This is a genomic window from Enterococcus asini ATCC 700915 (assembly GCF_000407365.1).
GTDB lineage: Bacteria > Bacillota > Bacilli > Lactobacillales > Enterococcaceae > Enterococcus_C > Enterococcus_C asini.
Map to the genome: position 1 here is coordinate 622402 of NZ_ASVU01000001.1, position 14998 is coordinate 637399.

The window sequence follows — 14998 nt, forward strand, 5'->3', positions numbered from 1 at the left end:
CCGTTTGCTTGAAGAAACTCCTTTTTCCACGTCATCCTTTCTCATTCGATCACTCTGTTACTCCCCACAGAGCCTTACTCCTTGTTCAAACTAGCTGTACAACGAGCAAATGACTTCCGTAAAGCATGTACTAAACCATTTTTATTATAGAACCCTCATTATCCAAGCATAACTTTTTTCAACCTCATATTTTTTTACTTTAGGCAAATGATGCGTAAATCTAGCATTTTCGTTGATAGAAAAGTCATTTTTGGACAATATAAATGACAAACCGCCTCCTTTTTCTTTTAAGCCACCACTGACAAGAAAATAATTCCTTCACACCATAAACTCATAACTCCATTTATATATTATCATATTTTAATCTAATGATAAACGATTAGTTCCGAATCTCACCATATAAAAACCATTTATCACAGCAAAATCCATGTTACAACGGCATTCTCTGCTCATTAAAAAAATCTACAATTTTCGTAGAATTCTCAAAAAGCCGCGTATTTTATGAGAGCAAAACAAATTTAACAAGAAAAATATCGTTGTATTTTCATAAGGAGGGAACAATATGCTTCATACACTGCTAATTGAGGATGCTATGGGGCAAAAATTGGCCGTCATGAAGTTTTTCCTGCGCCAGCCGGAGGGATGCTATTCGATTAATACGATTTGCTGTAGCCTAGTCCTCTCTCATCGAACCGCGGCAACACTGATTGCCGAGATCAATGAAGACTTGCGAGATCTTTCTGGCTATGAGTTTGTGGACCGGGATCGCAAAATCCACTGGTGCCCGGAAGCTTATCATCACAATAGCTACATCCAATACTTGATTCGTCAGTCGCTCCCTTATAAATTTGTCCTGCGTACCTTAACTCATCCGGAAGATACCTTTGCTAACTTTTGTGACCGGCATTTCCTCAGTCAGTCCACTCCCCTGCGTAAACTGCGACCGTTAAAAGATTTATTGCAGCGCTTTGGCTTACAAGTGCGGGCAAGCAAAATGCAATTAGTAGGCCCCGAGGTTTCTTTGCGCTTGTTTTACACAACGTATCTGTGGTTAGGCCATCACGGGGAAGACTTGAAGCGCGTGGTAGGCAGAATGGACGGGGAGGAAGAGTTTGCCCAAATACTGACGGTGAAATTTACCCAGTTCATGCATCCTAAAGAAATCACTTTGCTACTAGCTGTTCACCGGCTGCGCTATGAACAGGGGCATTGGCTAGCAGAGCGCCCTTATCCAGATTTAGCGACCCCTGGTTTTTCCCGGGAATTAGCGCGGTACGGTCGTTTTATCTCTGACCGTAGCCAACGAAAATTACACCTACACAGTTTAACGGCGATGTTCTTTTTGACCCCTTTGTATTTTGAAGCACGGGATTTCCGGGGACAGCAGCTGCTACGCTATTTCCATCAGCTCCCTAAGGAAAATCCGCTTAAAGCGCTGGCGCTAGAGTTTGAGGACTACTTTTTTCAAGATATGGTCCATCTTGAAGCTGCAGATTATCCTAGACTTAGCCTGTGGCGGATTAATTTTTACACGACTTTGCTCCGCCATTTTCTCTTTCCCGGGGATTTGCCTTTGATTTCGGAGTTGACCCGGCATATTCCTACAACGGAGCGACCTTTATTTGAAGATATGCGGCGCCAGCAGAAGCGTTTCTTCACGAAAATCGCCAAGCGCCAACGTTACCCTTGGCTGGCCCATGGAATCAATGCGTTTGTGGAAGACTGTAGCTATGCCTTGTTTCCCAATTATAAGGACTGTTTTCAGCGTTGCTTGCTCAAGGTGGGCATCGTGACATCCCCGGATTATTACATCCAACAATTAGTACGTAATTTATTGCGCCAGTTCGCTTTTATTGAGGCGAGCTTTATCACCTCATCGGATGAAGACTATGATTTTTTCGTTACTACCTTTGAAAATCTACTGCCGAAAAACCTGCAAAAGCCCTACTTCGTAATGGATCTGACCCAAGAAATCAACTGTCAGACCCAGCTATTCCAAGCATTATGGGAGGTCTATTACCAAAAAGCCTTGAATCAAGGTGGTCTTTTCCATGCAAAAACCCTCGACAATCCATGATTGTCGAGGGTTTCTTTTTATGATTCGATTGCTTCTATCTTCATAAAATAATTCATCTTACACCTTAATCAATAAAATACCTTTAAATCAGGCTTATGGCTTTAATAATTAAAAAAAGACCCGCCAATCAAAATTAATTGGCGGGTCTGGCTTCTTATTTTTAAGGAATCGTAATCGTAGTATCGCCGGTGATTGCTTGTTCACCGATTGAGCCATTGTCTCGTTGGTAATAAATCGTGGCACTTTCTCCTTCCACTACCGTTACGGTGACAGTTCCCGTATGTTGTTGGCTAGCAGATTTCAAGGTGAAGTTGTCCACTTCTTTTTTGTCCTTGTTTTTATGATCGACAATCCAAACTTTCACAGTCTGGGCTGGCAATTCCGTACTCGTGCTACTGTCTTGGGTAGTCCCACTGGTTACGTAGCTTGCGGAGTATTTCACCGTGTACTCTTTTTCCTCTGGCGCTGGTTCTTTGCCTTTGGAAACGACAAAAGAGACAGTGGAGCCAATTGCAACTTTGCTCCCGGCTTCCGGGCTAGTGCGGATGACTTGGCCCTCGGAGACATCATCAGAATACTCCTCGCTGGTATCCCCTTGGACTAATCCTTGCTCAGCCAAATAGCTCTGGGCTTCACTAACACTCTGTCCTTTCAGACTTTTCAAAGTCAGCTCACTTTGACCTTTGCTGATGACCAAGGTCACCGCAGTGGAACCTGGCACGACTTCCTTACCGGCTCCTGGAGATTGTTTCATGACAGTGCCGGCTGGGTAGTCACTACTGTAGTCTTCTTCGATTTGGATATCGTCTTTGCTGATCCCTCGAGTGGTCAAATCACTATAGGCATCCCCTTGGTCCCAGCCGAGATAGTTGTCCATCTCAATCGGTTCCACACCATCGGAAACGACGAATTCGACTTCTTGTTCATCAGGGACGACTTCTTCCCCTTTTTCTGGAGTTTGGGAAATGATTTCCCCTTCTGGCACGCTATCGCTGTACTCAGTAGTAGAAGAAATGTTACTTTCCTTAAACCCTAGCTTGATTAAAGCGTCGTGGGCTTCTTTATACGTCTGATTGCTGTAATCGTCCATGGCAATTTTTTTGCTACCGGAACTCAAATACAAAGTAACTTCGGCTTTCTTTTTCACCACATCTCCCACCGCTGGATCGCTTTTCACCACGCGGCCTTCTGCAATGGTATCGTCAGGGATTTCTTTGACATCCACCGCGGGCTTTAAGCCCACCGCAGTCAATTTTTCCCGAGCTGCGGCTTCGGTCATATTCGCCAGATTCGGTACGGTGATTTCATCTTGCCCACCCCCAAAGACAGCGTAGGCCAAACCACCCATGGCTGCGATTACGAGGACTAGCGGAATCAGCCACCATTTTTTCTTCTTCGGCTTTTTAGCAGGTTCCTCTTCAACAGGAGCTGCTGGCTCACTAGGAATAGGCGTCACCGGCCCGGTCTGGGAGGTGATTTCCTCTGCTTCCACCGGGGTCAAAATCCGGGTCTCATCTAACATGGAATGAGGTTGCCAGCGAGGTTCATTGAGCCGTTCTGGTGAAAGCGCCGTGGAGATATCTTGGTTCATCTCATCAGCGGTCTTGTAGCGATCGGCAGGTTCTTTCGCCGTGGCGTGTAATACGACATTTTCTAAGGATTGAGGCACATTCGGATCGTATATCCGTACAGAAGGAATCTCTTCTTGGAAATGCTTCAAAGCGATGGTCACGGCAGACTCGCCGTCAAAAGGAACTTTACCCGTCAGCATCTCATACAAGATGATCCCGATAGCATATAAGTCCGACTGATTGGTAGCCATGCTTCCCCGGGCTTGTTCCGGCGAAAGGTAATGCACGGAGCCTAACATGGAATTCGTCTGGGTAATCGAGGTTTCCGACAAGGCGATGGCGATGCCGAAGTCCACGATTTTTACGACGCCGTCTTCATTGATTAAAATGTTCTGGGGCTTTAAATCCCGGTGAATAATCCGGTGATCATGGGCCAAAGCGATGGCGGAAAGGATTTGTTGCATGATTTCCACCACAGTTAAATAGGGAATCGGATAGCGGGTCTGAATGTAGCGTTTTAAGTCCATCCCTTTCACGTATTCCATAACCAAGTACTGCATGCCATCTTCTTCGCCTACATCATAGACAGAGACAATATTAGGATGCACCAGTTCTGTGACCGCTAACGCTTCTCTTTGAAAGCGACGAATGGCGGCTTGGTCGTTCTGGAAGTCAAAACGCAAGACTTTGACTGCGACTTCTCGATCCAAAATCAAATCCCGGGCCAAGTAAACGTTGGCCATGCCACCGGAACCGATATTGCCAATGATTAAATAGCGACCACTGATTTTTTTACCGATTTCGATCATGCTTCATGACCTCCTCGCTCACAGAGTAGCACGGTGATATTGTCCACGCCGCCTTGATCATTGGCTCGTTTGACCAATTCCTCTGCTCGTTGGCTCAAGGATTGCCCATTTTGCAAGACAGTCAAAATATCGGCTTCTGGCACCATATTGGTCAAGCCGTCAGAAGCAATCAGCAAAATATCTCCGGCTTCAGCTGGGATTTCCGTCACGTCCACTTCCACATCCCCGGGCATCCCCACGGAACGGGTCAGGACATTGCGGCGAGGGTGAACGGCTGCCATTTCCTTCGTGATCTCCCCTTGGCGTACCAATTCATTAACCAAGGAATGATCCTCGGTTAACTGGGTCAGCTGTCCTTCCCGTACCAAGTAAGCCCGGCTGTCTCCCACATGGGCGATGGTGTAACTCTTGTCAAACACGCCACAGGCCACAATGGTCGTCCCCATGCCGGTAGTCGTCATGTGCTCTTGTCCTTTGTTGTAAATAACGCGATTTTCTTCTTGAATCGTCTGCACCAACCAAGACGCGGTACTTTCTTCTTCACGAAGGTCGGTTGCCTGCCACAAGCGGCCGATGTCTTCCACAGTGGAGCGACTGGCCAGATCTCCGGCTTGATGCCCTCCCATGCCATCTGCCAGAATCAATAACGGGATTCCCCCTTGATTTTCAAAGGCACCAGCAAAGTCTTGATTACTGCTGCGTTTTTGTCCAATATCGGAACGAAATACGATTTCCATCTGATTTCTTCACCTCGTTATACTTTCTTCAGACAGCTGATGAAAAAGCCATCGGTCATGAAACGTTGGGGATAAATGGTTAACATCTCCCCGACAATTGCTTCTTGTACCAGTTCATTAACGGCAATCGGTTGTAATTGAAACTCCGGATGATCCCCTAAAAAGCCGTTGACTACTTGTTGATTTTCCTCAGGAGTAATCGTGCAAGTGCTATACACCAAAAGTCCTCCAGGTTTCAAGGTAGGTGCTACGCTGTCCAAAATTTCCCGTTGAATCGTTGGCAAGCGCTCAAAGTCTGCCGGACGTTTTTGGTACTTAATATCCGGCTTACGACGCATTAGGCCCAATCCCGAACAAGGAGCATCTACTAAAATCCGATCGAAATATGCCGGGCGAAAATGTTCAGACACCGTGCGGGCATCCAGCTGTTCGGGAAAGGCCACCTCTTCCACGTGTAGCCGTTGGGCATTTTCTTCAATCAGTTTAACCTTTTGCTGGTGGATATCCAAGGCTGTGACACTGCCACCGACTTCACTATCCAAAAAAGTAGCGATATGGGTGGTCTTGCCACCGGGAGCGGCACAAGCATCTAAGACTTCATGGTTTGCTGCTACTTGCAAGGCCGGTGCCACCAACATGGAGCTTTCGTCTTGCACCGTCAGCTTGCCTTCTTTAAACAAGCGACTGCCGGCCAAAAATCCTTTTTGCGCGACGATCCCATAAGGGGAAACCACACTGGCTACCGCTTCGATGCCTTCTTCGGCCAAGCTTGCGATTGCCGCTTCCCGAGAGATAAAGCGAGTATCCACCCGGGCGGAAACATGGCTTGGTTCCAATAAGGAAAGCCCCAGTTTGCGAGTTTCGTCCTCCCCTAATTGAGCCAGTAGTTTTTCCGTCAGCCAACGGGGCATACTGATTTCAATCGATAAGCGTTCCACTGGGTCTTTGATAGCCTCAAGACTAGGCAAGCCTTGACGCTGAACATTGCGCAAGACCCCATTGACGAATTTCGCCGCACCGGGATTGCCTCGGAACTTGGCGATTTCCACCGCTTCGTTGATAATACCGTGATCCGGTACTTTGTCCAAATACACCATCTGAAAAACCGACAAGCGCAACAATAATCGCACCCAGGTGTCGACTTTCTTAGACTTTTTCAAAAACGGTGATAAATAATAATCCAAAAGCATTTGGCGGGCGATGGTTCCATAAAGGATTTCCGTCAAAAGCCGGCGATCCTTTTCATTTAATTGCCCCCGCTTCACCACTTCATTGATCAAGAGGTTCGAATAAGCGCCACCTTTTTCCACGCGCTCTAGGGCTTCTAAAGCAGCTAGGCGAGCGGAACTGGTTAAAGGATGAGCCTTTTTAGGCTGCTTTGGGGCTTTTTTTCTATTTTGATTTGCTTCAGTCATTTGCTACTCCCAACTTTTCTCCCACCGTCACTTGGTGGCCAACGCCATTTAAAAAGGCTTGGATGTTTTGACGACCTTTACCAGCCGGCTGTAATTCCTCAATGGCTAAAACGGTACCCTCGCCACAAGCTACCCACAATTCTTTTTTTCCTTTGTGGATAATCGTCCCGGGAGCCGCTTCAGTAGTTTCTGCTAAAGGAGTCGCTCCCCAGAGTTTCCATCGGGCCCCTTGATAAGTGGTAAAAGCGATTGGCCAAGGGCGCATGCCCCGAATTTGGCAGTCGATTAAGTGAGCGGATTTTGTCCAGTCCACGGCTTCTTGCTCCCGGGTGATATTAGGGGAAAAAGTAACTTCTGCTTCGTCTTGGGGTTCTTTTTCCAATTCGCCTGCTAAAAGCTGAGGCAAAGTTTCTAATAACAAGTCACGACCTAACAAGCTGAGCTTTTCAAACATGGTCCCTACATCGTCTTTTTGAGTAATCGGCAAGCGAGCTTGACTATATATCCCGCCGGCATCCATTTTTTTGATCATTTCCATAATGGTAACCCCGGTTTCTTGATCCCCATTCATAATGGCGTAATGCACCGGTGCGCCCCCACGATACTTCGGCAAAAGAGAGGCATGAACATTGATTGCACCAAACTGTGGCACTTGAAGTAATTTCTCCGGTAAAAACTGGCCGAATGCCGCCGTGATCAATAAATCTGGCGCAAGCTCAATGATGCGTTCCATTTCTTTTGAGCCACTGATTTTTTCCGGCTGCAAGACTTCTAAGCCCAGCGCTTCCGCCGCAACTTTTACAGGCGGAGGGGTAATCGTTTTTTTCCGTCCAACTGGGCGATCCGGCTGGGTCACCACGGCTAGAACTTCATATCCGGCCTCCACTAGACCTTCCAAAATAGGAACGGAAAAAGCCGGTGTTCCCATAAATACAAGTTTAGTCATCTTCATTTCCCTCCATATAGCTTTCTAACTGTTCTTCAGGGATTCGTTCAATCATCTTTTCCGTAAACAAGACGCCATGTAAATGATCGATTTCATGTTGGATGGCGCGAGCCAAATAATCATAGGCTTCCAGCTCCATCTCGTCTCCCTCTCGGTCGTAATAGTGTACCAGAATCCGTTTCGCCCGGGCAACTGTGCCGTACACGTGGGTGATACTGAGACAACCTTCCACGTCGATGGTCTCCCCAGTAGCTTGGACGATGCGGGGATTGATCAATTCGATAATCTCTCCATCCTCTTCTTCCACCACGGCTACTTGTAGATTTTTTCCTACTTGAGGAGCGGCCAGTCCTACACCGTCATGGGCAATCATGGTGTCTTGCAAGTTATCCAGCAGTTCTTCAACTTCTTCTGTGATTTCTTGAATCGGCCGGGTAACGCTTTGCAGGCGCTCATCCGGGTGTAATACTAAAGGTAAAATCATGGTTACTCCTTTTCCTAGGTGCTTTCTAAATAAAGTTCATCGGTTCATTGTCAATAGAGACTAAGAGCCCTTGGCGCAAATCTTGCTGACTGGCCACCAAAATTTGTTCCAAAGCGCCTTGTAAGCGGGGTTCTTTTTTATACTTTAAAATCAATTGATAGTAATAACGATTTTTTACTCGAGCCACATTTCCTGGGGTTGGCCCGAGAAAGATGGTTTGTGGGGAAAGCTGTTTACTTAATTCATTGGTCAGAGCAAAGATTTTTTGCGCCGCTTTTTGTTCCTCTTCATGACTCACCGTGATCTTCACCGTGAAGTAATAAGGAGGATAGCCGCTTTGATGCCGAATAAACATTTCTTGTTGGTAAAAAGCTTCGTAATCTTGGCGCTGGGCCAACTGAATCGCGTAATGCTCTGGATTAAAGGTTTGAATCAAAACTTCCCCAGCTTTTTGGGCGCGTCCGGCACGACCACTCACTTGAGTTAGTAATTGGAACGTTCGCTCACTGGCGCGAAAATCCGGTAAATTCAAAGCGGTATCCGCATTAAGCACCCCGACTAAGGTGATGTCGGGAAAGTCCAGTCCTTTGGCAATCATCTGAGTGCCCAATAAAATCTGAGCTTTTTTCTCCCCAAAGGCCCGCAAAATCCGTTCATGAGCTCCTTTTTTGCGGGTCGTATCCACATCCATGCGCAAAATCTTGGCTTCTGGAAACAATCCCTGGAGTTCTTCTTGGACCTTTTGCGTGCCCGTGCCGTAATAGCGGATTTTGCGACTGCCACATTCAGGACACTTCTGGGGAATCGCTTCTTCATGACCGCAGTAATGACAGCGCAAGCGTTTGACGTCCATGTGCAAAGTCAGAGAAATATCGCAATTAGGACAGTCCACCACGTGACCACAATCCCGACACATAACAAAGGAAGAATAGCCCCGGCGATTAAGCAACAGCACAATTTGCTCGTCTTTGGCTAGTCGGTCGGCAATTTTTTCTTTCAAGACTTGGGAAAAGTTCCCGGGATTTTTGTGACTGTATTCTGCCTTCATATCCACGATATCCACAGTGGGTAGATTAGCCTCAGGATTTGCTCGTTCCCGCAGGCGCAGCAATGTGTAGACATTTTTTTGCGCCCGGGCCCGAGATTCCAAAGAAGGTGTGGCACTGCCGAGAACTACGGGACAGTGATGGTACTTTCCTCGCCAAATGGCCAAATCTCGGGCGTGATAGCGGGGCGTTTCTTCTTGTTTATACGTCGCTTCGTGTTCTTCATCCACGATAATCAAGCCGATGTCTTGTAAAGGAGCAAAAATTGCTGAGCGGGCACCTACCACGACTTTGGCTTCTCCTCGTTCGATTTTGCGCCATTCATCGTAACGCTCACCTTGAGACAAAGCGCTGTGAAGTACCGCTACCGCATCCCCTAAACGGCTCTTAAAACGCTCCACCATTTGCGGAGTCAAAGCGATTTCCGGCACCAACATAATGGCACTCTTGCCGGCTTCAATGACTTGGGCGATGCTTTGCAGATAAACCTCCGTCTTGCCGCTTCCGGTAATTCCTTCTAATAAAAAGGTCCGAGCTTCTTTGGCGTCCCCGGCTGCTTGAATCGCTTGAACTGCCACCTGCTGGTCCCCGTTTAGCTCTAACGCATGAGTCTGGGCAAACTCACGATGGGCGTAAGGGTCCCGGTAAGTCTCGACTTCTGTGAAACGTAACCAACCATTTTCTGCCCCTTGATTCAGTACACTGGTGGAAATTCCTTGCTCTTTGTAATGCTTCACCGGCAGACTCGCTTTGGTTGTCGCCAACATGGTCAGAAGCTGGGCTTGGCGCAAAGCGGTTTTCTTTAGTTCTCCCCGGGCTTCTTCGGCAGCTGTTGGTGAGAGCAGCGGCGTCACTAAGCGGGTGGTTTTGACTTTATTTTTCGTATGTACATCGTAGCGTAGGTTTACGGCTCCGGCTTGGCGCAAAGAAAGTAAGGTTCCGAGTTTTCCCGTAGCCTGAGCGGCCAACCAGTCCAACTCCCCTGACGCATCAAAGAGCTCCCTAACTCCAGCTTCCTTGGCAGCTTCAGCATCTTGTAAGACCAAAGTCTTTTGGTACTCTGCCTTCATCACACTAGGGAGCATCGTCTGCAAGCAAGTAATCTTAAAAGCAAAAGTGGTTTCTTTCATGTAATCGGCTAGGGCTAAGAGCTCGTCATTTAAAACCGGCTCCAAATCCAAAGCCCGGGTGATGTCTTTTGTCTGCTCTTGCTTTTCTCCGGTAAAAAGGCTCATGATAAAGCCTTGAATGTGGCGATTGCCTTTGCCAAAAGGTACTTCCACTCGCATTCCCGCACTCAATAAGCCGTGTAAATCTTCAGGGATGCGATAGGTAAATGGCTGATCGGTTTGCATGGCCGGTACGTCGACAATCACCTCAGCGTATTCCTCCATAGTATCCCTCCTCGAAAATTTTTCTTCTATTATTGTACCCAAAAAACGTCCTTTTGTCTGTAGCGGGAAATCCGCTCTAGGACGGGCTTTTCTGTCACAATCTTATTTTTGCTTGTAGTCAGCAAGAAACCAGAAGAATTTTCTATGATCATAGAAAGCTCTTCTGGTCTTTTGGCATTTATAGCGGTCTCAGTGGACTGCTTAGATTTTTTGTTCTTTGCGAATGCGGGTTTCCAATTCTTTGGTTTTTAACTCTTCTTGGTTTTTCCGTTCGTCTTCTTGCAATTTAATCCGCGCCCGTTTGATTTCAGGATGAGGATCATTGATGACGGTTTCCGCTTCTATTTCTTCCAAAGCTTGACCAACACTTTTCACGGATTCAAAAGATTCCAAAGTTGGTTTTGATCCAGCGTCCAATTCATGGGCCCGTTTGCTGGCTAAGATAACTAAAGAATATTTGGAATTCACCCGGTCTAACAACTTATCGATTGAAGGTTTTAACATCATAAGCTTACATCTCCTCTAACATTTTGATATATTTTCCGATTACCCGATCCACGCGAAAATGTTCGCTGGCAATGATGTTTTTAATCCGGGTGACCGCTTTTGGCACTTCGTCATTGACCACGGCGTAATCATAGAGCGCCATCATCTCGATTTCTTCGCGCGCGACTTTCATACGCTCTTCGATGATTTCCATGGCGTCCGTGCCACGATTGACGATACGGTTTTTTAATTCATGCAAATCCGGTGGCGTCAGGAAGATAAACACCCCATCAGGTACTTTTTCTTTTACTTGCCGGGCACCTTGCACCTCGATTTCCAAGAAGACATCTTTGCCTTCTTGCAAGGTTTTTTCCACGTAAGGCAAGGGCGTGCCATAGTAATTGCCCACATATTCGGCATATTCCAACATATCGCCGGATGCGATCAATGCTTCGAATTCCTCCCGGGTGCGGAAATAATAGTCTACCCCTTCGACTTCCCCTGGCCGCATTGGCCGGGTAGTCATGGATACGGAATATTGAAAATCATTATCGTCACTTTCAAAAATGGCTTTCCGGACGGTGCCTTTTCCTACACCTGAGGGTCCGGATAACACGATCAACAACCCACGATCTGACATAATTCGGTCCTTTCCTATGAAACAAAGCGACGTGCCTTGCCTCTTAGTCTATACTTGTTTCTCTATTTTGCACTTTTTTCGCGAAAGTTTCAAGGGCCTGTTGCAATCCCGGAAAGAATCTTTACTTTTGAAGGCTTAAAACCCCATGTTGGACAAAGTGTTGATCACATTGGTCAACTCGTCTTTCCGTGTCTGGGCTTCTTCAATGGGATCTTTCACCTCTTCAATGTCGATTCGCGCCAATAACTTCCGAGCAATCACCACATAAGCGTCATTTACCAATAGTTGCAATTCTTCCTCGGTCACTTTGGTACAGGCATCTTGCCACGCATCGAAAGGTTCCTTGTCAGAAGGCACCGTCCGCTTGATCACTGCTCGCCCACTAACGCCGTGGAATGTCACATCATAGTATTTCATCTGCCTCGCTCCTTTGTCACTTTTCTTCATTATAACTGGGGGCTGCGCTTTTGACGAAGAATAACCATTGGTAAAACTGGCATCAAAGACAAGGCCAGACAAAAAACTCCCCTAAGACCAACTGGCGACTGATCTTAGGGGAGTTTGCTTCAAAGCTTATTCGACATTTTGAACTTGTTCGCGAATTTTTTCTACGGTGGTTTTCATTAAGACGACTAGTTCTTTGATTTCAATGGCACTCGACTTCGAACCAATGGTATTGATTTCCCGATTGCATTCTTGAATCAAGAAATCCAACTCCCGGCCCACGGGCTCGTCTTTTGCCAACAAGCGATCAAAGTTTTGCAAGTGAATAGCCAAACGATCGATTTCTTCTTGGATGTCTCCTCGTTCCAATTGAATCGCTAGTTCCGTTAACAAACGTTCTTGATCCACGGTTTCCTGAAGATAATCTTGCAATTTCTTTTCAAATCGTTCCTTGAATTCCCCTTGATACAAGGCCACAAAAGACTGTAAGCGAGCTAAGGCAGTGGCGATTTGCTCACGATTTTCTACCATGACGGCTGCCAAGGCTTGTCCTTCTTGTGCTCGATTGGCTGCATTTTGCTCTGCCGCTGTCGTCACCGCTGCAATCAATAACTCCCCTAAGCTCTCATCGTCGTCTTTTGCTTCCGTGATTTCCACAAAGTCCGGTAACGTCACAATCTGCTCCAAAATGACTTTGGGCTCGAGGTCTACTACCCCATAGCGAGCTTGGCCTTCTTTTTGCAATGATTCGACCAACTGATCCACCAAATCCCAGTGAATCGCGACTTCTTTACCTGCATCGCTGACTTCTTTCACGGTGACAAAGACATCCACCCGACCTCTAGGCAAGCGTTCCTTAATGATTTTCCGTATTTCCTGCTCATAGGCATTCACTTGTTTCGGACTGCGTAATTGAATATCTAAAAAACGATGATTGACGCTTTTGATCTCGACTTCCACGGTATAGCGCTGATTTTCCGCAACGCCACGACCAAAGCCTGTCATACTTTTCAACAAACGACTCGTCTCCTTTACATCTCTTTTAAAGCACTTTTCAAAGCTTCGAATTCCTCGTTGCTTAAGGTGACTCCCTTGCCCATCTTTTCATGGTTAGGGGCCCAGTCCCGAATGTCAAACTTCGCCGGCCGGCCATTCCAGCTGACTAAGTTGAATTCCTTGCGCCAGCCTTTGGGATTCTCCGATAAAACGGCTATTTCCTCTAAAATTTCGTATTGAAAGTCTGCCATCTTTCTTCCTCCTGTTCACTTCTCACTTATCTTGGGATAGTTCTTTTACTATTTTTGCTAAAAATGCCCCTGCCACCGCCTTCACCGGAGTTAAATCCAGTAATGGTTTTGTGGGTGCCAAGTCATTTTGAAAACTGTTTAACCAGTAGATAAATTGCCGGCCATCGGACCACAGCACTAGGCGCTCCCGATACAAGTGAAGCCACTCTGCCATGGACAAAGCGCCAGTCACGGGACTAGCCAACGCCTCGTAAGCCGCTTTTAGCGCTAAGATAAAGTCTGCTTCTTGATATACCGCATCTGGCGCTACATTCAACAAGACTCCTGCCAATTCCGCAAAAGCCTGGCCTGCCGTTTCAAAACTCACTTCTTTTTGATATTCTTTGGACAGTTTTTGCCAAAAGCTCGGCTCTTTGATGACTTGCCACAGTGGACTCTGGGCTTTGCGCAAAGCGCGGCAAAACTGTTGCCACTTATCCTGAAATACGTGATTTTCAGCAAAAGTATACCAAAAGCCGCTGTACCGGCCAAAGTATTTCATCGTTTCTTGATAGCCCAAGTGATAATTAATCCGCGAGCGTTCCCGATCAAAAACCAAAAAGCTTCCTAATGTCCAGGGCGAATGCAAAGGCAACTCCGCCACCGCCAAAGACGGCTCCCAACGTTTCACAAAGCCAGGACCTTTGACATCCACCAAGATACACTCGGTAGCCCCTTGTTGCAAAGCTACATCCACAGGCAAATTATTGCGATAGCCTCCGTCCATGTAGTATTCACCTTCGATTTCCTTCGCCCGCATGGCTGGGTAAAAGGAAGCCGAGGCAATCAGCCAAGCCTGACTTTCTTCGGGATGGTCCTTATCAAAATGCACTACCCGTTCCTCAAAGTCAGGCAGATGAGTGGTGCAGATATAGAGTTCACTGGGACTAGCTTGCATTTTTTCCCCATCCAAGGCATTTTGAATGATTTGATTCAAAGGTTCGGTACTGGCGCCATTTTCTCGTAATGCCGTCACAGTCAATGAGCGCATCTGCTGTAAAAGTGTGGTCAAGCTAGTGATACTCTCGGCCGCTTGAGGAAATTGCAAGACCTGATCCGTGGACAAATCCAACCACAGTTGCTTGGCCTCGTCCACATCCCCCACTAAGACTAAGCCCCCGTTCAGCGCCCCCACGGAAGTTCCCGTAACAATCGGCAAGGAGATTTCTAATTCCTTTAAGGCTTGCCAGACTCCGATTTCATAAGCACCTCGGGCACCGCCACCCCCTAGTACTAGCCCGGTATGATAGACGAGTTCTTTTTCATAGCCGTTGCCTTGTTTTTGAAACCCTTGACTCAATAACCAAGCCTCATTGGTAGCGGTGGTCTCCAAGGTCAAAATCAGTTTCTTCACAAAGCGACTGCGGGCATAGCGATCCAAAATAGCCACGAGTTCTGTCCAAGTGATCTCTTCGGTGACCAAGAGATTGCTCACTTGTAGCGACTGGCGCAATTCTTCAACCATCACGAGAAAGATTTTATGACCAAAAGCCTCTAGGTAATAGCTCTGCCCCGTCTTAATTTGTTGCAAGTACTGTTCTTGCCCCCGCGAATGGGAATGAAAGAAAGGCAGAACCAGCTTGCTATGACGAAAAGCACTATTGTTTTGCAAAAAGTGGCTGGGATAGATTTTCTTTACGTCCATATCGCGCCTCCTTGCACA

At 46.9% G+C, this 14998-nt stretch carries 13 protein-coding genes; 1 reads left to right on the forward strand and 12 read right to left on the reverse strand.

Annotation, left to right across the window (positions count from 1 at the left end; all coding sequences use genetic code 11):
• Window positions 1–562 precede the first annotated feature (562 nt).
• Complete coding sequence (locus tag I579_RS03050; protein WP_010754908.1) at window positions 563–2077, forward strand: helix-turn-helix domain-containing protein; 1515 nt, start codon at window positions 563–565, stop codon at window positions 2075–2077.
• Between the two features lie 160 nt (window positions 2078–2237).
• On the opposite strand, the gene pknB is transcribed toward I579_RS03050, so the two are convergent.
• The 12 genes from pknB to I579_RS03110 form a co-directional block, all read right to left on the reverse strand.
• Window positions 2238–4457, reverse strand: a complete 2220-nt coding sequence (gene pknB, locus I579_RS03055) for a Stk1 family PASTA domain-containing Ser/Thr kinase (protein ID WP_010754909.1) — start codon at window positions 4455–4457, stop codon at window positions 2238–2240.
• Window positions 4454–5194: a Stp1/IreP family PP2C-type Ser/Thr phosphatase gene (locus I579_RS03060; RefSeq protein ID WP_010754910.1), complete on the reverse strand. Its 741-nt coding sequence runs from the start codon at window positions 5192–5194 to the stop codon at window positions 4454–4456. Before I579_RS03060 ends, pknB begins: the two co-directional genes overlap by 4 nt.
• Window positions 5195–5211: 17 nt before the next feature.
• The gene (rsmB, locus tag I579_RS03065) at window positions 5212–6609 is read right to left on the reverse strand and encodes a 16S rRNA (cytosine(967)-C(5))-methyltransferase RsmB (RefSeq protein WP_010754911.1); all 1398 of its coding nucleotides are present in this window, start codon (window positions 6607–6609) and stop codon (window positions 5212–5214) included.
• Window positions 6602–7555 carry a methionyl-tRNA formyltransferase gene (gene fmt, locus I579_RS03070; RefSeq protein WP_010754912.1) on the reverse strand — a complete coding sequence of 318 codons (954 nt, stop codon included), beginning with the start codon at window positions 7553–7555 and terminating at the stop codon, window positions 6602–6604. Before fmt ends, rsmB begins: the two co-directional genes overlap by 8 nt.
• Window positions 7548–8039, reverse strand: a complete 492-nt coding sequence (gene def, locus I579_RS03075) for a peptide deformylase (RefSeq protein ID WP_010754913.1) — start codon at window positions 8037–8039, stop codon at window positions 7548–7550. The genes fmt and def overlap by 8 nt, the downstream gene beginning before the upstream one ends.
• Window positions 8040–8064: 25 nt before the next feature.
• A complete protein-coding gene (priA, locus tag I579_RS03080) occupies window positions 8065–10479 on the reverse strand; it encodes a primosomal protein N' (RefSeq protein WP_010754914.1) in 2415 nt (804 codons plus the stop codon).
• Window positions 10480–10680: 201 nt separating this feature from the next.
• Window positions 10681–10986: a DNA-directed RNA polymerase subunit omega gene (gene rpoZ, locus I579_RS03085; protein WP_010754915.1), complete on the reverse strand. Its 306-nt coding sequence runs from the start codon at window positions 10984–10986 to the stop codon at window positions 10681–10683.
• 4 nt (window positions 10987–10990) lie between these two features.
• Entirely contained in the window at window positions 10991–11605 is a 615-nt protein-coding gene (gene gmk / locus I579_RS03090; protein WP_010754916.1) for a guanylate kinase, read from the reverse strand.
• Window positions 11606–11740: 135 nt separating this feature from the next.
• Window positions 11741–12022: a hypothetical protein gene (locus I579_RS03095; protein ID WP_010754917.1), complete on the reverse strand. Its 282-nt coding sequence runs from the start codon at window positions 12020–12022 to the stop codon at window positions 11741–11743.
• A 156-nt stretch (window positions 12023–12178) separates the two neighbouring features.
• Complete coding sequence (locus I579_RS03100) at window positions 12179–13063, reverse strand: YicC/YloC family endoribonuclease (protein ID WP_034810945.1); 885 nt, start codon at window positions 13061–13063, stop codon at window positions 12179–12181.
• 17 nt (window positions 13064–13080) lie between these two features.
• Entirely contained in the window at window positions 13081–13296 is a 216-nt protein-coding gene (locus tag I579_RS03105) for a YdbC family protein (RefSeq protein WP_010754919.1), read from the reverse strand.
• Between the two features lie 22 nt (window positions 13297–13318).
• A complete protein-coding gene (locus I579_RS03110; RefSeq protein ID WP_010754920.1) occupies window positions 13319–14980 on the reverse strand; it encodes a patatin-like phospholipase family protein in 1662 nt (553 codons plus the stop codon).
• Window positions 14981–14998: the final 18 nt, after the last annotated feature.